The organism is Nocardiopsis sp. NPDC007018 (assembly GCF_040635075.1).
In the GTDB taxonomy this organism is placed as follows: domain Bacteria; phylum Actinomycetota; class Actinomycetes; order Streptosporangiales; family Streptosporangiaceae; genus Nocardiopsis.
In genome coordinates this window covers 67057-86424 of the sequence record NZ_JBEYHA010000004.1, presented here as the reverse complement: position 1 = coordinate 86424, position 19368 = coordinate 67057, and the positions used below count along the sequence as shown (strand labels likewise).

Genomic DNA, 19368 nt, shown 5'->3' with positions numbered 1-19368 from the left:
CACCGATCGGCCGCGGCCAGGACCTACCCGTACAAGGAAAAGGGGGCGTTCCGCACCACGCGGAACGCCCCCTCCTCCGTTCACCGGTCGGCCCGGTCGCGGTTCAGCTACCGCCGCCCCCGGTGACCGGGGCCGCGGCGGCCAGCTCGCGGCGACGCGCCTCGAAACGGCGGGACTCCTTCCACAGGCGGGCCACCAGCACCACCTCGAAGAAGCCCAGGGCCAGGCACGAGAACACCGCCACCGGGATGATCAGGCTGTTCAGCGGCGTGACGAAGGCCACCAGGACGGTCGCGGGCGCCAGCACGCACAGGAACATCTCGAACTCGATACCGCTGAACAGGTGCGGACGAACGCGGTGCCGCAGCAGGAGGTTGCGCACCCGGGGGTAGAGCCCGCGCGGCGCCGCGGCCCCGACCTGCCCGGGGGCGTCCGACATCTCGTCGTCCTCGGGGTCGGAGACGTCGGGGCGGGTGGCCTCCGCCCGCAACCGCTCGGTGTCGCCCGAGGCCACGGCGAGCGTCTGCTTCATGCTCTTACGGGTCTTGGCCACCTGCGAGCCGTTGAGGTAGCGCAGCAGGTCGAAGAAGACCACCACCGGCGCGACGATCAGATAGGCGGCCTGACCGGTGACGACCCACTGGCCGACCAGCAGCGCCATCACGCAGCCGAAGAAGCGGATGCGGTCGAACACGAAGTCGACCCAGCTCCCGAAGACCGAACCCGTCCCCTTCAGGCGGGCGATCTTGCCGTCCATGCAGTCGAGGACGAAGCTGAGGTGGAACAGCAGGGCACCGGCCAGCAGCCAGGCCCAGCCCAGGTCCGCGGCCCACACGGGCGCCGCGAAGCAGATCGCCGACAGCAGGCCCAGCACCCCGGCGCCGAGAGTGAGCTGGTTCGGTGTGATGTTGGTCCGGTTCGCCGTCCAGACCACCATCCGGCCCGCGAGCGGATCGACCAGGAAGACCGTCCACCAGGCGTCCTTCGCCTTGTAGGTCTCTTCCTTGACTTGCGCGAGCGTGAAACGCGACATGCGGGGTTCTCCTGGAAAGCCCTACGGACCCGTGAACGCCCGTGGTGCGGGGGAATCGGGCACCGTTCGAGGGCAGGGGCGAGGGCCGGGTTGAGGCGGGAATCGAGTCATCATGCCAGACGGGGGTACCCCCAACCTAATCGGTGACGGCATACTTGACAGGTAAGAGGGGGATCAACAGGGTGCCGCGCGGGTGATGCCGGGCGGAGTGGTCCACCCCCTTCGGTCTTGACCGAGGTAGAGGCATTGCGTTTTCTCAACGACCAGGTTCCCAGCCAGGACCTGACCTACAGCGACGTGTTCATGGTCCCGGGCCGCAGCGCGGTGGGGTCCCGGCTCAGCGTCGACCTGTCGTCCCCGGACGGCACCGGCACGACCGTGCCGCTGGTCGTCGCGAACATGACCGCCGTGGCGGGCCGCAGGATGGCCGAGACGGTCGCCCGCAGGGGCGGCGTCGCCGTCATCCCGCAGGACATCCCCTTCGAGGTGGTCTCCGACGTCATCTCCTGGACCAAGCAGCGCGACCTGGTCTACGACACCGCCATCACCCTGAACCCCACCAGCACCGTCGGTGAGGCGCTCAACCTGCTGCCCAAGCGGGCGCACAACGCCGTCATCGTGGTCGACGAGGCACGCCGCCCGGTCGGCGTGGTCACCGAGGCGGACTGTTCGGGCGTCGACCGCTTCGCCCAGCTGCGCGACGTGATGTCCGTCGAGCTGCTGACCCTGCCCGAGGGCACCGAGCCGCAGACGGCCTTCGGGGTCCTGCACGAGAACCGGCACCGGTTGGCCCCGGTCGTGGACGGCGACGGCGCCCTGGTGGGCGTGCTCAGCCGCACCGGGGCGCTGCGCTCCACCCTGTACCGCCCCGCCGTGGACGACCGCGGCCGCCTGCGCGTCGCGGCCGCCGTCGGCATCAACGGCGACGTGGCCGGCAAGGCCGCCGAGCTGCTCGAAGCCGGGGTGGACACCCTGGTGATCGACACCGCGCACGGGCACCAGGAGAAGATGATCTCCGCGATCCGCACGGTCCGCGCCCTGTCGCCGAGCGTGCCGATCGTCGCGGGCAACATCGTGACCGCCCAGGGCACCCGGGACCTCATCGAGGCCGGAGCCGACATCGTCAAGGTCGGCGTGGGCCCCGGCGCGATGTGCACCACCCGGATGATGACCGCCGTGGGGCGTCCGCAGTTCTCCGCCGTACTGGAGTGCGCGACCGCCGCCCGCGACATGGGCGGGCACGTGTGGGCGGACGGCGGCGTGCGCCACCCCCGCGACGTGGCCCTGGCCCTGGCCGCCGGCGCCTCCAACGTGATGGTGGGCTCCTGGTTCGCCGGCACCTACGAGTCGCCCGGCGACGTCATGCGCGACGCGCAGGGCCGCCAGTACAAGGAGAGCTTCGGCATGGCGTCGGCGCGCGCGGTGCGCCTGCGCACCTCCGAGGACTCGCCGTTCGAGCGGGCCCGCAAGGCGCTGTTCGAGGAGGGCATCTCGACGGGCCGGATGTACCTGGACGCCGAGCGTCCCGGTGTGGAGGACCTGATCGACCAGATCATCGCCGGTGTGCGCAGCTCCATGACGTACGCGGGCGCCACCTCCCTGGCGGAGTTCCACGAGCGCGCCGTGGTCGGCGTGCAGAGCGCCGCCGGGTACAACGAGGGGCGCCCCGTGGAGAACGGCTGGTAGGCGCGCCGTTCCACGGGTGACGCACGGAGAGGGGGAGGCGACCACGACGGTCCCTCCCCCCTCTCCGTGTGTGCGGCGGTCTTCCGGGTCCGGCGGTCCGGCTTCTAGGGGCGGACCTCGTGTTCCTTGCGGTACTGGCCGCAGAGTCGGTCCGCGTGCCGGATGGGCTCGGGCACCCGGTACTTGGGCGACACCCTCAGGACGAGGTCGGCGGCGCCCTCCAGGTCCACCCGGTGGCCCACGGAGACGTAGACCGGTTTGGTACGGGCGCGGGTGCGCAGGACCCGCCCGATGACCTCGGCGCCCTCCGCCGCCAGGGTCGCGGTGTCCTCGACCACCTCGGATCGCCCGGCGACCATGGGGGTCCACGAGCCGCGCTCCTCCCCCGGCGGCGAGTTGCGGCCGTAGAGCACGGACTTGGCCGAGCCGACCACCGGCGCGTCGATCAGGACCCCCAGGTGGCTGGCGATGCCGAAGCGGCGGGGGTGGGCCAGGCCGAAACCGTCGCAGACGAACACGTCCGGGGTGACGGACAGTCCCTCGATGGCCCGGAGTACCGGGGGCAGCTCACGGAAGGCGAACAGCCCGGAGATGTAGGGGAAGGACGGGGTGTCGGCGACCAGGGATGTCTCCACGACCTCCAGGGTCCGGGCGTCCAGGACGACGGCCGCGGCCGCGAGTTCCCTGTCGCCCACGCCGTAGCTCACGTCGAGGCCGGCCACGAGGCGCACGGAGTCGGCGTCGAGCGGTTCGGTGCGGACCCGGTCGGCGAGCAGCCGCTGGCGGGCCACGGCCTCCTTGGGGTCGCTCGGCCAGTTCTCCGGGTCGTCCAGGGCCTGGGCCGCTCGCTTCGCGACATCGTTCACGTGTGTCCCCCGGTTCCTCGTGCGCTCCCCGACCGTGTCCGGGCCGTCAGGCGCAGTCTAGGCCGGTGAAGGCCTGTCGGGCGGCCGGGACCCCGATCCCCGTCCAGCGGAAGGGGAGGCCCGCGGCCCGGCCCGGGTTCGGGTGGTCCATCAGCTGGAAGTGCAGGTGCGGCTCGCTGGAGTTGCCGGAGTTGCCGCACCTGCCGATCGGTTGGCCGGTGGCGACACGGTCGCCCACCCGGACCTCGGCCGACCCCTTCCGCAGGTGGGCGTAGGCGGCGTACACGCCGTCGCCCAGGTCGAGGACGACGTGGTTGCCGACCACGCGACGCGCGCCGCCGACACTGCGGACGATGCTCTCGGCGAACAGGTAGAGCAGCCCCGGCCAGGTGTCACGGCTGCGGTGGTCGCGCTGGCGGTCGTCGACGCGCGCGACGGTGGCGTCGGCGACGGCGAACAGCGGCTGGTCGAAGGCCGGGTAGCCGTCGTCCGGACGGCGGGAGAGCGGCCACCAGGAGCCGCGGCCGGGCGGTCGGCCCTCGTCGACGTACACGTCGATCGCGTAGGTCTGCCCGTACTGGTGGATGCCGTGGCTGGGCACCCGGTCCGCCGGACTGTTGAGCGCCACCCAGCGGCCGGCGACCGGCGGGGCGACCTCGACGGTCGCGGCGTCCAGCGCGTCGCCGGAGGGCGTGCGGACCAGGAAACGCGGTCCGATCAGGAAGAGGAGCGCGGCCGCGAGCAGGGGGAGCAGCGGTTCGAGTGGAAGGCCGAGCGCGATGGCCGCGACGGCGTAGGCGAAGTAGACCATCAGCAGTGGTCCGCCGAGGTTCATGAGGATGCCGCGCATGCCGTACTCCCTGGGCTCGATCCTTTTTATACGTAATTACGTACTAACGTACACGATGCGCGCAAGGGCAAGCGTCACCCAATTTCGGCCGCCGATCCCCCGGGCCCGTGGAGCGTCGCGTTGTGCCGGAGGCCACAGACCCGAACGCTCGGGAGCACCGCCCCGGAGCAGTACCGTGGAGGCCGTGAATTTGTACTGACCGGTCAGTTCAAAAAGAGGGAGAGGCCGCAAGAATGCGTCGGGCCACCGGAGCTCGTGTGCACGCCGAGGGCGTCACACTCACCACCCGCGAGGGCCCCGTCTACACGGGGGTCGACTTCACCGCCCGGCCGGGAACGCTCACCGTCTTCCAAGCCGACTCCGGAGGGGGGCGCAGCGCGCTGCTGCTCACCCTGTCCGGCCGTATGGAGCCGACCGGCGGAACCCTGCACGTCGACGGGTACACGCTGCCCCGACAGGCACGGAAGGTACGCCGGATCAGCTCACTCGGGCTGATGGACGACGTCAACGCCCTCGACGACCGCCTGCGCGTGGGCGAACACCTCTCCGAGGCCCGCCTGCTGCGTATGCGCCCCGCCACCCGGTCGGTGACCGACCAGGCGATGGAGGCCGCCGGTCTGGCCGACCTCGACCGCCGCACCATGACCAAGGAACTGTCCATGCTGGAGCGGCGGCGCCTCGGCGTGGCCCTCGCTCTGGTCTACGAACCCCGCCTCCTCGTGGTGGACAACGTGGACGGAGGGCTCGGCCGCGACCACCAGGCCGACATGTGGCGATCCCTGAAGAACCTCACCGACGAGGGCCTGACCGTCATCGCCACCTGCGCCGACGCCCAGGAGCTCGGTTCCGTGAACGGCCCCGACACCCAGGGGCCGCTGCGGATTCGGCAGGGCGACGACGCTTCCACCCCCGCTGACGGAACCGCGGCCGCACCGACCGAGGAAGTGATCGGCATCGACCAACTGCTGGACCGCGAGGAGGACCCGGCGGACCCGCCGCCGGAGAGCGAGCACGAGCGGAAGGGGGGTCGGCACCGTGGGCGTTCGTGACAGGAGGAGGAAGGCACGCGCGGACCGCGGCGACGCCCCCGTCTACCGGTTCATGTCCGTTCCCCGCCTCGGGCTGCTCACCATGCGGTCCTTCCTGCGGTCCCCGCTGCCCACCGCGGCACTGGCCGCCCTCATGCTCATCCCCCTGCTCTACTCCGGCATGTACCTGTGGTCGTTCTGGGACCCGTTCGACCGGATGGAGCACCTGCCCGTCGCCCTGGTCAACGAGGACGGGGGCGCCGTGGTCGACGACGAGGAGGTCAACGCTGGCGACGAGCTCACCGACACCCTCCTGGAGCGCGGTGACCTCGACTGGCACCTGGTGGGCGCCTCCGAGGCCGCCCAGGGGCTGGAGGACGGCACGTACTACGTCACCCTCACCATCCCCACCTACTTCAGCGAGGCCCTCACCTCTCCCTCCCGGGACCGCGAGGACCCCGTCCCCGCCCTCCTGGTCGCCAACTACAACGACTCCAACAGCTACGTCGTGCGCCAGCTCGCGGGCAGCGCCTTCAAGGAGATCCGCGCGGCGGCCGCGTCCTCCGCGATCAGCGACTACCTCGACCAGATCTTCCTGGGGTTCAACGAGATCCACGGCAAGACCGAGGAGGCCGCCGAGGGCGCCGGACAGATCGCCACCGGCGCGGGGGACGCCGAGAGCGGCTCCGGCGAACTCTCCGAGGGCATCGACGGAGCACACGAGGGGGCCGGTGAGCTCAGCGGCGGCATCGGAGAGCTCTACACGGGCTCCAAGACGCTCGCCACGGGCGCCGACACGGCCTCCACCCAGGTCTCCGAACAGGTCGACAAGCTCGACGACCTCGCCGACGAGTGGCTTCCCCAGCTGGAGGAGGACATCCCGGACATCCAGGAGCGCGCCAGCGAGGCCGCGAAGGCGTCCGCGGCCGTGTCCGAGGCACTCCAGGAGCTACCCCAGGAGATCGACGTCACCGGCCTGAACGAGGTGGACGGCCGCCTCTCCGCCTACCTCCGGGACCACCCCGAGCTCGAACAGGAACAACCCGACCTGCACACGCTCCTCACGGACCTCCAGGAGGCCATGGACACCGCGCTGTCGGTGGCCGGGTACGTCAACGACAACCGCGAGGACATCAACGCGACCGCGGCCGAGGCCGCCGCGCTCAGCGAGAAGGCCGAGAGCCTCTCCGAGGACCTGCCCGACATGGTCGAGGACGCCAAGGACGCGCGGGCCAAGGCGGACGAGCTCGCCGAGGGGCTGGCGGCCCTGGCCGAGGGTTCCCGCTCACTCCGCGACGGCCTCTCCGAGGCCTCCAGCGGCGCCGGTGAGCTCGACTCCGGCCTGGGCCAGCTCAGTACCGGCGCCGGGACCCTTCACGAGGGGTTGGGCGAACTCTCCTCGGGAACCGACGAGCTCGCCGAGGGCCTGACCGACGGTGTGGACGAGATCCCCACCTACTCCGAGGACGGGCGGGTCAGCGCCGCCGACATGATGAGCGAACCGGTCCGGCTCGACAGCGAGGTGGACAACGAGGCGCCCAACTACGGGACGGGGTTCGCTCCGTTCTTCGTGCCGCTGTCGCTCTGGGTGGGGGCCATGGTGGTGTTCATGGTGCTGCCCGCGCTGTCCACGCGGGCGCTGGCCTCCTCCGCTCCGTCCTGGCGGGTGGCGCTCTCCGGTCGTGTGGTGCCGCTGCTGCTCGGCTGGGCGCAGGTGGCGGTGATGATGACCGTGCTGCACCTGGCTCTCGGGTTGCAGTCGCAGAACTGGGCCCTGATGCTCGCCTTCCTGACGCTCACCTCGGCGGCGTTCACCACGACGGTCCAGTACCTGAACGTGAGGTTCAACGCGGCGGGCCGGGTGGTCGCCCTGGCGCTGCTGGTGCTCCAGCTGACGTCGGCGGGCGGCACCTACCCGATCGAGACGAGCCCGGCGTTCTTCCAGGCGATCGGCCCCTACCTGCCCCTGCACTGGGCGGTGACGGCCATGCGTCACCTGATCGGCGGCGGCGACATGACGCTGGTCGCGCAGGCGTTCGGCGTGATGGGCCTGTGGCTCGTGGTGCCGCTCCTGCTCACCTGGCGAGCGGTGAACAGCAAGCGGGTGTGGACGATGTCCACCCTCTACCCCGCGCTGAAGATCTGACCGACGGGCGCCCGCGCATCCGCGAGAATGTGTGGGCGCCCGGCCACGACCGTGAGCCCCACCCAGGTACCCCACCGAAAGGGGGGTGCTGTCCGTTCGTCGCCGGAGAGTCCGGGTTTCGGCAACACGGCGCAAGAGGAGTCAAGCCGCTAGCGAGGAACAAGCGTCAGGCGTAGACAACGATGCCGTGCCCACCTCAACCCGAATCCCTCCGCCCAGGCGACGAACCCGCATCGAAGCGCAGCGGAGATGCAAAGAGACAGGTACTCATGACTGACACACCCCGTGGCGGGCGCCGGGAGGCCACCCGGCGGAAACTGTTCGAGGCCGCCGTGACGTTGATCTCGGAGCAGGGCTACGGTGCCACGACGGTCGACGAGATCGCGGAGCGCGCCGGTGTCGCCAAGGGCACCGTGTACTACAACTTCGGCGGCAAGAACGAGTTGTACGCGGCGTTGATGGAGTGGGGTGTCACGCGGCTGGCCGACACGTTGCGGGACTCCGTTCCGGCCCCGGACGAGCGGGTCGAACCCCGGGAGGTCCTGGCCACGGTGCTGCGGGCGGGTGTGGTGTTCATCAGTACGCACGAGGCGTTGGCCCGGTTGCTGATGGCCGAGGCGTGGCGGACGAACCGGGCGTGGTACGCGACCGTCCGGCAGATCCGCACGGAGGCGATCGGGGTGATCACCGGTCAGCTCGACGCGATGGTGGAGCGCGGTCTGACGCGGCCGGACCTGGACACGGCCCTTGCGGGTTCGGCACTGTTCGGCATGGTGGTGACCGTGGCCCTCGATTGGCGTACGCTCCAGCCGGAGCGTCCGGTGGAGGAGATCCACACCACCCTGGCGCATCTGGCCGACGGTCTCATCGGCTCCCCCGCCTCCCCGCGCTGATCGTTGACGTAGAACCCCGGAGAGGAATCCCCCGCCATGGCCGACCTGTATCCTCTGCTGCCCGTGATCGTCGGTGCCGTCCTGCTGTGGATGGTCACCCGCGACACCCGGACCGAGTTGCTCCTGGTGCGCAACGGTGTGCGCGCCAAGGGCAGGGTGATCGGATACCACGAGACGTCGGTGGCGTCCCGGATGATCGTGCAGTTCCAGACGGAGGACGGCCGGGAGGTGCACGCCGAGCACGAGAACTCGGGGTGGATGGCCTCGCGTGCCGGGGAGATCGTCACGGTGTCCTACGACCCCGAGGTGCCTGAGCGGGCCCGCATCGTCTCGGCTCCGTGGTTGAGCCACTGGGTGCGCGCCATGTTCGGCGGGCTGGGGTTGCTGCTGGTGCTCATCGGCCTGTTCCTGGGCTATCTGCACTGGTGGGAGGGGTAGGCGGTTCACACCGGGGCGGGGCCTCCTCCCTCGGCGGGGAGTAGCGGACCAGGCGCCGGGGAAGGTCGCCGTCGATCGCGGAGCGGGTGCGCACCCGCACACCGCAGAGGAGGTCGGCCAGGCCCGCTCCGTCGGGTCGGACGACGGCGGTGCTCGCGTGCAGGACGACGACAGCGAGGGCGAACCAGGGCAGGCCGAGGGAGACGAGCAGGGCCACGGGCGTGTACAGCAGTGCCGTGCGGACCAGGGTCCGCACCCGGGAGGCGGGGCACGGTAGCCGCTGTTCGGTGAGCGCCAGCCGCAGTGCGGCCGCACCGGGGGTGCAGCGGTCGCGGCGCAGCAGCGGCACGACCAGCCCGAAGATCCCGGCGAGCCCGAGGAGGGCTCCGGTGAGCAGCGGCTCCCGTAGCGCGGGCGGGACGGCGCCGTAGGCACCGGCCAGGGCGACGAGCGTGGCCGCCCCGAACCACCACAGGCCCACGTCGACCATGGCTCCCATCATGCGTCGGCCGAGGTCGGGGGCGATCCGGTCGGGGACGGCGGCGGGCCAGGAGCGGTGCGGGCCGAACGGCCAGACCACCGGCACCCACCGGGCGAGCAGCCAGCCGAGGAGGGTCGCGGCGACGCCGACCCCCGCCGCCGCGAGGGCGACGTCGTTGGGGGCGCAGGGGTACAGGCCGAGGAGTCCGGTGGCCCGGACGGCGGTCACCGCGAGGGCGAGGGCAGCGCCGAGGGCGACGGTGGCGAGCACGCCCCGGCGGAACCTGGCGCGGGCCAGCAGGCCCACCGGAAGGAACGCCGCTGTGAACAGCGCGGCGTCACGGGTGGTCAGTGGCGGCGGGGTCGCGGGGCCGAGCGAGCACAGTCCGTCAGTGGCGGCGGGCAGGGGCCAGACGGCGAGGGCGGCCAGGCCGAGCCCGGTGAACAGCGCGGCGAGGGTGAGCTGCCCGGGCCACCCGGCCAGCCGCCCGTACCTCTGGTGCTGCCAGCGCAGGTAGAGGGCGGACGCGACGACCATCGACAGCGGTATGGCGGCGGACGCCACGTCGATGGCGGCCTGTCCCGCGCCGAACGGTTGCCCCATGTCGTGTGCGTTCCCCCTGCTCGTTCCCGGGGCGCCAGGCTAGTACGACCCGGCCGCGCGTGGGGAGGGAACGGGGAATTCGCCGTCGAGGTGTGCCCCCGGGGCGGCCCGTGGACGCCCGTGAACACCCGGGTTTCGGTCCCTCCGTGATCCCTGTGACCGATGTCCCACGACGCTCCGCCCGCTCCCTCTCCCACCGAAAGCCCCACGTCATACCTGGCCTTGTGTGAACAAGGCACTACTCCATGGCAGACTGCGTGCACCACCCGGATAATCCGCCGTTTCTCGGGCGAGATACGATCCCCATCGCCGAAAACCCCCGCACGTGGTGCCTCTCCGGCAAGCCCACCCCCCTCTGGAGGGACGAGCGCGGACCACACGGCGGGAGGTCCGCGCGCACACCGGCCCGCCGGACGCGGACGGACGACCGCTCGGCTCCGACAGCGCCTGAGAAGACTTTGACGCGGATCGACAGGAGAACCGTGCAGGCAGTACCGAAGAAACGTGGGCGGACCATCGCCGCCCGTATCCGCGCCATGGTCATGATCCCCACCACCGCGCTGTTCGCACTGTGGTTGATCCTCACCATCGTCCTCGGCGGCGACGCCGCCTACCAACTGCTCCGTTCCAAGGCCACCGACGACCTCGTCACACCGGCCGCGGTCGGCCTCGTGTCGGCGATGGCGGAGCGCTCGGCCACGATCGCCCACATCGAGAACCCCGACGACGCCGAGCTCACCCAGCAGTTGGAGCAGAGCCGTCAGCGGACCGACGAGACCCTGGGGACGGTCGTCGACGACCTCATGGCCTTCGCCGACCTCGCCCCCGGCGACGGCGGCATGCACATCGAGATGCTGTACGACATGTTCCAGGACGTCGGCGGCGTTCGCGAGGCCGTGGACGCCGGGGACGCCAGCCGGGCCGACGTCCTCGACTTCTACAACGAGCTCGTCCTACACGGCGCCGACAGCTTCGACAGCCAGAGCCGTGAGGGGAACGCGGGGGACGCCACCAGCCCGGGGTTCACCTCCGTGTACCTGTTCCGCAGCGTGGACCTGGGCGCGCAGGCCGACGCGCAGATCGCCCGCGCCTTCGCCACCGGCGACCTCACTGTTGAGGACCAGCACGAGTTCACCCGGATGATGGGCGCCTTCGAGGAGCTGCTGGCCGCCAACGCCCCCTACCTGGCGGGCGACGGCCTCCTGGAACGGTACGAGGCCGTGCTGGCGAGTCCCGAGTACGCCACCCTCACCGAGCTCTCGGAGCGGATCACCCACCGCGAGGTGGAGTCCACCACCGTCACCGACCCCGTCACGCTGCTCCCGGAGACGGTGGACGATCTCACCATGCCGGTCGCGCGTTCCGAGTGGGAGGCGGCCTACACCCACGTCATGACCGAACTCACGGACCTGGGCGCCGAGGAGGCCCGGCACTCGGCGGCGATGACCCGAGAGGACGCCCACGACGCGGTGCTCCTGGCAGTCGGCGGCAGTCTCGGCGTGGCCGCGATCATCCTGGTGGCGTTCGTCCTGGCCCGCCGCTCCTCCCGTGAACTCACGTCGCGTCTGCTCACGCTGCGCGAGGAGTCACAGGACCTGGCCGAGCGGAAGCTGCCCGAGATCATGGACCGCCTGCACCGGGGCGATCGCGTGGACACCGCCTCGTCACTGCCCGAGCTGCACGCGGAGGACGACGAGATCGGCGACGTCGCCAAGGCGTTCAACTCCGCCCAGCGCGCCGCCGTGGAGGAGGCGGTCCAGCAGACCGAGCTGCGCCACGGCGTCAACCGCGTCTTCCTCAACATCGCCCACCGCAGCCAGACACTGGTCCACCGTCAGCTCCGGCTGCTGGACAAGATGGAGCGCGAGCAGGAGGACCCGGACCAGCTCTCCCAGCTGTTCAAACTGGACCACCTGGCCACGCGTTCGCGCCGCAACGCGGAGAACCTGCTGATCCTGGGCGGCGAGGCCCCGGGCCGCACCTGGCACCGGCCGATGCCGCTGATCGACGTCCTGCGCGGGGCCATCTCGGAGTCCGGCGACTACACACGGGTCAAGCGCGAGCGCATCGCCCGGGTGAACCTGAACGGCCCGGCCGTCGCGGACGTCATCCACCTGGTCGCCGAGCTGGTCGACAACGCGGCCATGTTCTCGCCGCCGCACACGCAGGTGCGGTTGAGCAGCGACGACGTGCCCAACGGCGTGACGATCGAGATCGAGGACCGCGGTCTGGGCATGACGGAGGCCGAGTTCACCTCGACCAACGCCCTGCTGGCGAACCCGCCCGAGTTCGACGTGATGCGTCTCAACGAGAAGATGCGCCTCGGCCTGTTCGTGGTCTCCCACCTGGCGCACCGGCACGGCATCAAGGTGCACCTGCGCCCGTCGCCGTACGGCGGCGTGCAGGCGATCGTGCTGCTCCCGCAGGACCTGATCAGCGGGGACCGCTCCCCGCTGCCCGCCACAGAGGAGGCCGGGGACATCTGGGAGGTGCGCGAGATCGTCGACCGCACTCCGGAGACCGCGCTGGAGTCGAACCGTGTCGCCCGTCCCGGCAAGCCCGTGCTGACCTCGGTGTCCGCTCCCGCGTCCACCGAGGGGCCGGAGCCGGCCGGCGCCCCGGAGGACTCCGAGAGCGACCTGCTCAGCGCTCCGGTGCGCAAGGACGACTCCCGTCCCGTCCTGCCCACCCGAGGCTCGCGGATCAGCGCGGTCCCGGACGTCGTCGAGGAGGCCCCGGAGAAGGCGTCCGCGAACACCGAGGTCGCCGAGGAGCCCGAGACCCCCGTGACGGCTGGGGCGCCCGAGACGGTCGAGGCGGGCGGCGGGCGGCCCGCGCTGCCCAAGCGGCGCCCGCAGGAGAACCTGGCCCCGCAGCTGGCGGCCGACCCCGCCGAGTCGGGGACGTTCGGGTCCCCGTCCGACGGCGCCTCCGCCGAGTCCCCCCTGGAGGGCGCCGAGCGGCTGGCGCGCCTTCGGCGGAACATGTCCGCGTTCCAGCAGGGGACGGACCGTGGACGGCGCGAGAGCAAGAAGAACACCCACGACACCGACAAGGACGCGTAACCGTGACGAGTACCGAAAGCGCTGAGCGCGGCAGCGGAAGCGCCGCGGGCAAGAAGGACATCGACTGGCTGCTGGACGAGTTGCTCGACCGCGCCGTGGGTTCGCGCCACGCGATCGTCCTCTCCGCTGACGGCCTGCTGATCGGCCGGTCCAAGGAACTGCTCAAGGAGGACGCCGAGCACCTGTCCGCGGTGGCCTCCGCGTTCCAGAGCCTGGCGCGGGGCACCGGTCGCCACTTCGGCGGCGGCGAGGTCCTCCAGACCGTCGTGGAGATGGAGAGCGCCTACCTCTTCGTCACCGGTGCGGGCCGCGGCGCCTGCCTGGCCGTGCTGGCCGAGGAGAGCGCGGACGTCGGCCTGATCGCCTACGAGATGAACGTCCTGGTCGACCAGGTGGGCCGGTACCTCGACACGGCGCCCCGCCACGCGGGAGCCGCCGAGGCGTCCGGGGAAGCCACACGATAGGGGGCTTGATGCAAGCGCACGACGATTTCGATCCGGGTGGTCCTCCTGACGGGCTCCCGCACCGGGGCCCCCTCTCGGGGGCCGTCGAGGGCCCCGCTGAGGGCGCCGTCGAGGGCTCCCTCGGCGGCGAGGAGGCGGGGCCCCTGGTCCGGCCGTACGTGATCGCCCAGGGACGCGACCACGCCGACGCCGTCCAGCTGGACATGATCAGCGTGGTGATCGCGGCCAAGCGGGCCCAGGTCGACGAGATGGCGCTGGAGCCGGAGCAGCTCCGCATCCTGGAGCTGTGCCGTCGTCCCCTGTCGGTCGCCGAGGTGTCCGCGCATCTGGACATCCCGGTGGCCGTCGTCAAGGTCCTGCTCAGCGACCTGCTCAACCGCGGGCTGGCCCTGGCCCGCGCCCCCTACACAGCGAAGAGCCCGGTGAGCCGGGACGTACTCCAGGCGGTTCTCGATGGCATCCAGAGACTCTGACCCGGGCCCCGAGGCCCCCGTTCCCTCCGCACTGAAGATCCTGGTCGCCGGTGGTTTCGGCGCGGGGAAGACCACCCTGGTGGGCGCGGTGAGCGAGATCGCACCGCTGAGCACCGAGGAGATGATGACCGAGGCCAGCTACGGCGTCGACGACCTCTCCGGGGTGGAGTCCAAGACCACCACCACGGTGGCGCTGGACTTCGGCCGCATCACGGTGAGCCCCGCGCTGGTGCTGTACCTGTTCGGGACTCCCGGCCAGGAACGGTTCTGGTTCATGTGGGAGGAGCTGTCCGAGGGCGCTCTGGGCGCGGTCGTCATCGCGGACACCCGCCGTCTGGAGACCTGCTTCGCGGCGGTGGACTTCTTCGAGCGGCGCGAGGTGCCGTTCGTGGTGGCGGTGAACTGTTTCGACGGGGCGCACCGGTACGAGCCGGGTGAGGTGCGTGAGGCGTTGAGCCTGAACCCCGACATCCCGGTGGTGCTGTGCGACGCCCGCGAGCGGGAGTCGGCGAAGGAGGTACTGGTGACCCTGGTGAACCGGGTGTCGGAGCAGGTCGCGGCCTGACCGGGGCCGGAGGCGACCGACACGGGCGGTACCGGTGGGGCGGGTGGAGGGGTTCCCGGAGCTCTCTTCCACCCGCCCCGCCGTGTCCGGGGACCGCCATCGCCCTTGTACACGTGTAGGTTCCAGGTAAAGTGCGGGGCGGCGCGGGGCCCTCGGGTCCGTGCGCGGAGGAGACCGGGGCACACGCCCCGGGCGGTCCAGGACGAAGGTGGAGTTCCATGCAGCGTTTCCATTGGCGCGACGAGATCCGCGGCCTGGACGCCGAGGCCGACTGTGAACGCATCGTGCGCATCCTGGGCACGCTGGAGTTCCCGTGGGACCTGGAACAGTCCCTGGGGCTGGCCCTGTACCGCACCTACGCGGTCCCGTCCATCGGCGAGCTGCTGGGCGGCACCCGCGAGTTCACGGAGCGCACCCAGCACCGCTACGACGACACCGCGCTGATCCTCAACGACATCATGGAGCACGGCTTCGGTCCGGGCCGCGGACGCGACGCGCTGCGCCGCATGAACCAGATGCACCGCTCCTACGACATCAGCAACGACGACTACCGGTACGTGCTGAGCACCTTCGTCGTGATGCCGGTGCGCTGGCTCAACGACTACGGCTACGGCTGGCGTCCGCTGAGCGACCACGAGATCGCGGCCAGCACGAACTACTACCGCAAGCTCGGCGCGCACATGGGGATCAAGGACATCCCCGAGACCTACGCCGAGTTCCGCGAGCTGATGGACTCCTACGAGGCGGAGCACTTCGCCTTCACCGAGGGCGGCCGCGCCGTCTCGGACGCCACGCTCGCCCTCATGGTGGACTTCTACCCGGCGTGGCAGCGCCCCGTGGTGCGCCCCTTCACCCGGGCCCTGCTGGACCCGTCGCTGATCCGCGCCTTCGGCTACGAGGAGCCCTCCGCGTTCTGGCGCAGGGCGGGCGACCTCGCGCTGCGGACGCGGGCGCGGGTCGTACGGAGGATGCGGCCGCGCCGGGAACCGCGCTGGGCCCGGATGAGCGCCAACATCCGCAGCTACCCGGACGGCTACGAGCCGGACCGCATCGGCACCTTCCCGAAGGGCTGCCCGGTCCCCCACGGCATGGCGACCCGCGACGTGCCCGAGACGGGCGCGCGGGTTCCCGCCCCCGGTCAGGCGCTCGCCCCGGAGCCCCGCGCGTCCGAGGACGCCCCCGCTCCTCCCGCCGGGGGCACCGACGCGGGCGGCGCCTCCGAGGCCGCTGCTCCCGAAACGGGTGCCGAGCGGGCCGTCGCCGAGCCGACCGAGCGCTGACCTCCACGGTCCGGGTCGCGCCCTAGCGGCCCCGCCCCGGACCGTGGAGGCGCAGGAAGGCGTCCACCCCGGAGCGGACCACGGCGATCCGTTCCTCGTCCGAGAGCGGCAGCGCGCCGAAGAACGACCGGCTGTTGGCGGGGCCGCGCACCAGGGCCAGGTAGTGTTCCGCGGCCCCGCCCTCCCCGCCCTCGGCGATCTCCAGCAACCCCCGGTCCGCCAGGGTCCGCAGGTGCGCGGCGAGCGCGCCCACCACCAGTTCGGAGCCGCTGTCCGACCAGGCCCTCGCGGCCTCGGGGAAGTGCGTGGCCTCACCGATGAGCAGCCGGACCAGGGCGGTGTGTCCGGCGCGGCGGCCGCGTGGGGACAGCCACTCGTCCTCGAAGGCCACCAGTGCGGCCCGGGCGTCGGTCGCCGGACCCAGGTGGCGGCCGGTGGCTTCGGCGTGGTCGGCCGCCAGCGTGGCACTGCTCTGCGTGACGATGGTCAGGAACAACCGCTGCTTGTCCGCGAAGTGGTTGTAGATGGTGCGTTTGGAGACCCCGGCGTCGGCGGCGATGGCGTCGACGCTGGCCCGCGCGTAGCCCTCCCTCAGGAAGACGCGCAGGGCGGCCTCCGTGATGGCCTCGCGTTTGGCGGGGGACCGGCGGTCGCGCCCGTCCCCGCAGGTCTCGGTCATTCCTCGTCCTCCGCTCTCGGGTCCGCGCCGATCGGGCAAGCCCCGTTCCGTCGCGAAACTGCACCGTGTAGTTTACCTTCTATGGCGAAGCACGACCCCCACCCCGAGTCCGCTGTGTCCGCCGACCCCGCCGTGCCCGTTCCCGCGAACACCCCGGTCACCGGGTCGGCACCGGCGCCGACAACCCCCGAGACGGCACCGCACCGACTCGACGGTCCGCTGGTCAAGCTGGCCGCCGTCCTGTTGGTCGGGTCGATGGCCGCCCTGCTCGACACCACGATCGTCAACGTGGCCGTGGACCACCTCTCCCGGGCCCTGGACGCACCGGTGTCCACGGCGCAGTGGGTGGCCAGCGCCTACCTGTTCTCCACCGCCGCCGTCATCCCGGTCACCGGCTGGGCGATCGACCGCTACGGGCAGCGGGCCAGCTGGATCACCGCGCTCGCGCTCTTCGGCGCGGGGTCGCTGCTCTGCTCCGCCGCCTGGTCCATCGAGAGCCTGATACTCTTCCGCGTCCTCACCGGTCTGGGCAGCGGCATGGTCCTGCCCCTGGTCATGACGATCCTCGTGCAGGCCGCCGGGCCGCAGCGCCTCGGCCGGGCGATCGGCCTGATCAGCGTGCCGATCCAGCTGGCGCCCGCGCTGGGCCCGGTGCTGGGCGGGATCGTCCTGGACACCCTGGGGTGGCGGTGGATCTTCGTGATCTCGGTGCCGTTCGTCCTGCTCGCGATCGCCCTCGCCGTGCGCGGTGTGCCCAAGGGCAGCCCTCGGGCCACCGAACGGCTCGACCTGGTCGGCCTGCTACTGCTCTCACCCGGGATCGCGACCCTGCTCTACGGGTTGTCCGTCCTGGGGAGCACGCCGCTGGCCCCGGTGTTCGCCGGTGCGGGGCTGCTGCTCATCGTCGGGTTCGTGGCGCACGCGCTGCGCGCTCGGCCCGGCGGCCCGCCGCCCGTGATCGACCTGCGCCTGTTCCGGGACCTGCTGTTCCGGTTGGGCGCGCTGCTGATGTTCGTGTTCGGGATCTGCGTGTGGGCGGGGATGTTCCTGCTCCCGCTGTTCTTCCAGCAGGTCCAGGGCACCTCGGCGATGACCGCCGGTCTGCTGATGGCGCCGATGGCCGCCGGGGTGGCCGTGGTGAACCTGTTCATGGGATCGGTGGCCGACCGGGTGGGCCCGCGCTACCTGGTGGTGGGCGGCCTCCTCGTGGGCGCCGCCGCGACCGCGCCGTTCGTCGTCGCGGGGCCCGACACCTCCCCGACCCTGTTGGCCACGGCGATGTTCGTGCGCGGGCTGGGACTGGGCGCCGCGATGGTGCCGATGCTGGCCACCGCCTACCGGGGACTGCCCTCGGACAAGGTGCCCCGGGCCAGTAGCGCCCTGAACGTCACCCAGCGGTTGGGGGCCGCGATCGGCACCGCCGTCCTGGCCCTGCTGCTGGCCTCACTGCTGGCCGACGCCGCGCGGCCCGAGACCGCCTTCCAGGCCACCTTCGGCTGGATGACCGGGCTGACGGCGGTGGCGATCGTGCCCGCGCTGTTCCTGCCCAGCTCCCGGCCCGACCTCACCGGGCGGTCCGGCTCCGGGGGCTAGAACCCGTCCGTCGGCGGTGCCGTAGGTGGCGCGGCGCACCACGGTCTCGAACGGCCCCCGGTACCCGGACCGGCGCATGAGCTCCGACAGCACGACGGTGGCCAGCCAGACGCCGGTGGCCAGCAGGGCGGTGGTCGTCACGGTGAGTGTTCCGGACAGGTCCAGGAGGAACGGTGTGAACACCACCGCCCACACCGGCGACTGGGCGAGGTAGCAGGTCATGGAGCGCTGACCGGTCGCCGCCAGGGCGGTCACCACCGGTCCGGGCCGGGGACGGGACTCGATCCGCATCGCGACCAGGGCGATCAGCGCGGCGTAGCCGAGTCCGCCCGCGACGCCGCTCGTCGCGTGCAGTGCGCCCAGGACCGCCTGGTCCGCTGCCGGGGGCACCGGAACCACGCCCGCGACGGCCCGCGCCAGGGGTTGGGCGCCCAGGACGGCCGCCACCGGACCCAGCACGGCCGTCGCGACGAGGAGACCCCTGCGCGTCCCCTCCCGTTCCAGGAGGCGGCGGCGTCCGGCCCAGAGGCCGAGCAGGAACGGCGCGGCGAACCCGAGGGGGCCCGCCAGGGCGACGAGCACCACCGCGAACGCGCGGTCGGTGAGCATCGGCACCGGGCCGGTCGGCAGGAGCACCGGGTCCGGGCCCTCGGACGTGAACGGCCCCGCGTCCGGCAGGGCGGTCAGGGGGAGGAGCGCGGCGGCCGCGACCAGCAGCCAGCGGTCCCTCCAGAACACGGCGAAGGAGCCGAGCAGCAACAGCACGCCGTACATCGCGAGGATGTCCCCCGCGTAGAACAGGAATCCGTCCACGACGCCGACGGCGACGAGCACGGCGGCGCGCCGCCACAGCAGAGCGCGGGTGGCCGTCCGGCCCCCGTTGGGGTTACGGGCGACCAGGAGGGCGACCCCGTACCCGAAGAGCAGGCCGAACATGGGGAAGGCGCGGCCGTCGACGAAGGTGGCGATCCCCCAGGCGACCGCCCGGTCCGGGGTTGCGCCGTCGAGCGGGAACCCGCCGAGGTGGGAGTCGCCGCGCAGGAAGTAGTGCGAGTTGGCCAGGGCGATGCACAACAGCATCACCCCGCGCGCCAGGTCGGGGCCAAGGGCCCGGCTCCGGGCGGCCACCGGTCCCCGGGGAGTGTTCATGCCGTCAGCCTACGTCATTAATAGAGTAGGCACTACAATAATGAGGCGCTTAACTGATCCCAGGACCAGAAGGCCC

At 71.7% G+C, this 19368-nt stretch carries 16 protein-coding genes and 1 pseudogene; 11 read left to right on the top strand and 6 right to left on the bottom strand.

The window, feature by feature from the left end; translation table 11 throughout:
- Positions 1-103 precede the first annotated feature (103 nt).
- Complete coding sequence (locus ABZ635_RS03265) at positions 104-1033, bottom strand: CDP-alcohol phosphatidyltransferase family protein (protein ID WP_357758115.1); 930 nt, start codon at positions 1031-1033, stop codon at positions 104-106.
- Between the two features lie 246 nt (positions 1034-1279).
- Here ABZ635_RS03265 and ABZ635_RS03260 point away from each other — a divergent pair, with 246 nt between their 5' ends.
- Entirely contained in the window at positions 1280-2719 is a 1440-nt protein-coding gene (locus tag ABZ635_RS03260; RefSeq protein ID WP_357758113.1) for a GuaB1 family IMP dehydrogenase-related protein, read from the top strand.
- Positions 2720-2823: 104 nt separating this feature from the next.
- On the opposite strand, the gene ABZ635_RS03255 is transcribed toward ABZ635_RS03260, so the two are convergent.
- Both ABZ635_RS03255 and ABZ635_RS03250 read right to left on the bottom strand, forming a co-directional pair.
- Positions 2824-3585: an endonuclease V gene (locus ABZ635_RS03255; protein ID WP_357758110.1), complete on the bottom strand. Its 762-nt coding sequence runs from the start codon at positions 3583-3585 to the stop codon at positions 2824-2826.
- Positions 3586-3631: 46 nt separating this feature from the next.
- Entirely contained in the window at positions 3632-4435 is an 804-nt protein-coding gene (locus ABZ635_RS03250) for a M23 family metallopeptidase (protein ID WP_357758107.1), read from the bottom strand.
- Between the two features lie 233 nt (positions 4436-4668).
- Between ABZ635_RS03250 and ABZ635_RS03245 the strand changes: the two genes are divergently transcribed.
- From ABZ635_RS03245 to ABZ635_RS03230, 4 genes are all read left to right on the top strand, one after another.
- Positions 4669-5484, top strand: coding sequence for an ATP-binding cassette domain-containing protein (locus ABZ635_RS03245; protein WP_357758105.1), 816 nt, complete (start codon positions 4669-4671; stop codon positions 5482-5484).
- A gap of 52 nt (positions 5485-5536) precedes the next feature.
- Positions 5537-7609 (top strand): YhgE/Pip domain-containing protein, encoded by a 2073-nt coding sequence (locus ABZ635_RS03240; RefSeq protein WP_357758376.1) that lies wholly within the window; start codon positions 5537-5539, stop codon positions 7607-7609.
- A 269-nt stretch (positions 7610-7878) separates the two neighbouring features.
- Positions 7879-8502: a TetR/AcrR family transcriptional regulator gene (locus ABZ635_RS03235; RefSeq protein ID WP_357758102.1), complete on the top strand. Its 624-nt coding sequence runs from the start codon at positions 7879-7881 to the stop codon at positions 8500-8502.
- 36 nt (positions 8503-8538) lie between these two features.
- Positions 8539-8940 (top strand): DUF3592 domain-containing protein, encoded by a 402-nt coding sequence (locus ABZ635_RS03230; protein WP_357758099.1) that lies wholly within the window; start codon positions 8539-8541, stop codon positions 8938-8940.
- Here the strand turns inward: ABZ635_RS03230 and ABZ635_RS03225 are convergent.
- Complete coding sequence (locus tag ABZ635_RS03225) at positions 8897-10024, bottom strand: antibiotic resistance protein VanZ (protein ID WP_357758096.1); 1128 nt, start codon at positions 10022-10024, stop codon at positions 8897-8899. The two genes, ABZ635_RS03230 and ABZ635_RS03225, sit on opposite strands and share 44 nt — an antisense overlap.
- A gap of 482 nt (positions 10025-10506) precedes the next feature.
- On the opposite strand from ABZ635_RS03225, the gene ABZ635_RS03220 reads away from it, so the two are divergent.
- From ABZ635_RS03220 to ABZ635_RS03200, 5 genes are all read left to right on the top strand, one after another.
- Positions 10507-13089, top strand: coding sequence for a nitrate- and nitrite sensing domain-containing protein (locus ABZ635_RS03220; RefSeq protein WP_357758093.1), 2583 nt, complete (start codon positions 10507-10509; stop codon positions 13087-13089).
- Between the two features lie 2 nt (positions 13090-13091).
- Positions 13092-13553, top strand: a complete 462-nt coding sequence (locus ABZ635_RS03215; RefSeq protein WP_357758090.1) for a roadblock/LC7 domain-containing protein — start codon at positions 13092-13094, stop codon at positions 13551-13553.
- 8 nt (positions 13554-13561) lie between these two features.
- Complete coding sequence (locus tag ABZ635_RS03210) at positions 13562-14026, top strand: DUF742 domain-containing protein (protein ID WP_357758087.1); 465 nt, start codon at positions 13562-13564, stop codon at positions 14024-14026.
- Positions 14007-14591 (top strand): ATP/GTP-binding protein, encoded by a 585-nt coding sequence (locus ABZ635_RS03205; protein ID WP_357758084.1) that lies wholly within the window; start codon positions 14007-14009, stop codon positions 14589-14591. The genes ABZ635_RS03210 and ABZ635_RS03205 overlap by 20 nt, the downstream gene beginning before the upstream one ends.
- A 218-nt stretch (positions 14592-14809) precedes the next feature.
- Positions 14810-15871, top strand: a complete 1062-nt coding sequence (locus ABZ635_RS03200) for an oxygenase MpaB family protein (protein ID WP_357758081.1) — start codon at positions 14810-14812, stop codon at positions 15869-15871.
- 22 nt (positions 15872-15893) lie between these two features.
- On the opposite strand, the gene ABZ635_RS03195 is transcribed toward ABZ635_RS03200, so the two are convergent.
- Positions 15894-16550: a TetR/AcrR family transcriptional regulator gene (locus ABZ635_RS03195; RefSeq protein ID WP_357758078.1), complete on the bottom strand. Its 657-nt coding sequence runs from the start codon at positions 16548-16550 to the stop codon at positions 15894-15896.
- Between the two features lie 81 nt (positions 16551-16631).
- On the opposite strand from ABZ635_RS03195, the gene ABZ635_RS03190 reads away from it, so the two are divergent.
- On the top strand, positions 16632-18143 hold the full coding sequence (locus ABZ635_RS03190; protein WP_357758075.1) for an MDR family MFS transporter: 1512 nt from the start codon (positions 16632-16634) through the stop codon (positions 18141-18143).
- Between the two features lie 30 nt (positions 18144-18173).
- Here ABZ635_RS03190 and ABZ635_RS03185 read toward each other — a convergent pair.
- A pseudogene (locus ABZ635_RS03185) lies at positions 18174-18752 on the bottom strand (DUF418 domain-containing protein); the annotation flags it as partial.
- Positions 18753-19368: the final 616 nt, after the last annotated feature.

Bases quoted from the DNA above. Each gene is read 5' to 3' on its own strand.
- ABZ635_RS03265 (WP_357758115.1), bottom strand. From the start codon at position 1,033: ATGTCGCGTTTCACGCTCGCGCAAGTCAAGGAAGAGACCTACAAGGCG.
- ABZ635_RS03250 (WP_357758107.1), bottom strand. From the start codon at position 4,435: ATGCGCGGCATCCTCATGAACCTCGGCGGACCACTGCTGATGGTCTAC.
- ABZ635_RS03245 (WP_357758105.1), top strand. From the start codon at position 4,669: ATGCGTCGGGCCACCGGAGCTCGTGTGCACGCCGAGGGCGTCACACTC.
- ABZ635_RS03240 (WP_357758376.1), top strand. From the start codon at position 5,537: ATGTCCGTTCCCCGCCTCGGGCTGCTCACCATGCGGTCCTTCCTGCGG.
- ABZ635_RS03235 (WP_357758102.1), top strand. From the start codon at position 7,879: ATGACTGACACACCCCGTGGCGGGCGCCGGGAGGCCACCCGGCGGAAA.
- ABZ635_RS03230 (WP_357758099.1), top strand. From the start codon at position 8,539: ATGGCCGACCTGTATCCTCTGCTGCCCGTGATCGTCGGTGCCGTCCTG.
- ABZ635_RS03225 (WP_357758096.1), bottom strand. From the start codon at position 10,024: ATGGGGCAACCGTTCGGCGCGGGACAGGCCGCCATCGACGTGGCGTCC.
- ABZ635_RS03210 (WP_357758087.1), top strand. From the start codon at position 13,562: ATGCAAGCGCACGACGATTTCGATCCGGGTGGTCCTCCTGACGGGCTC.
- ABZ635_RS03205 (WP_357758084.1), top strand. From the start codon at position 14,007: ATGGCATCCAGAGACTCTGACCCGGGCCCCGAGGCCCCCGTTCCCTCC.
- ABZ635_RS03200 (WP_357758081.1), top strand. From the start codon at position 14,810: ATGCAGCGTTTCCATTGGCGCGACGAGATCCGCGGCCTGGACGCCGAG.
- ABZ635_RS03195 (WP_357758078.1), bottom strand. From the start codon at position 16,550: ATGACCGAGACCTGCGGGGACGGGCGCGACCGCCGGTCCCCCGCCAAA.
- ABZ635_RS03190 (WP_357758075.1), top strand. From the start codon at position 16,632: ATGGCGAAGCACGACCCCCACCCCGAGTCCGCTGTGTCCGCCGACCCC.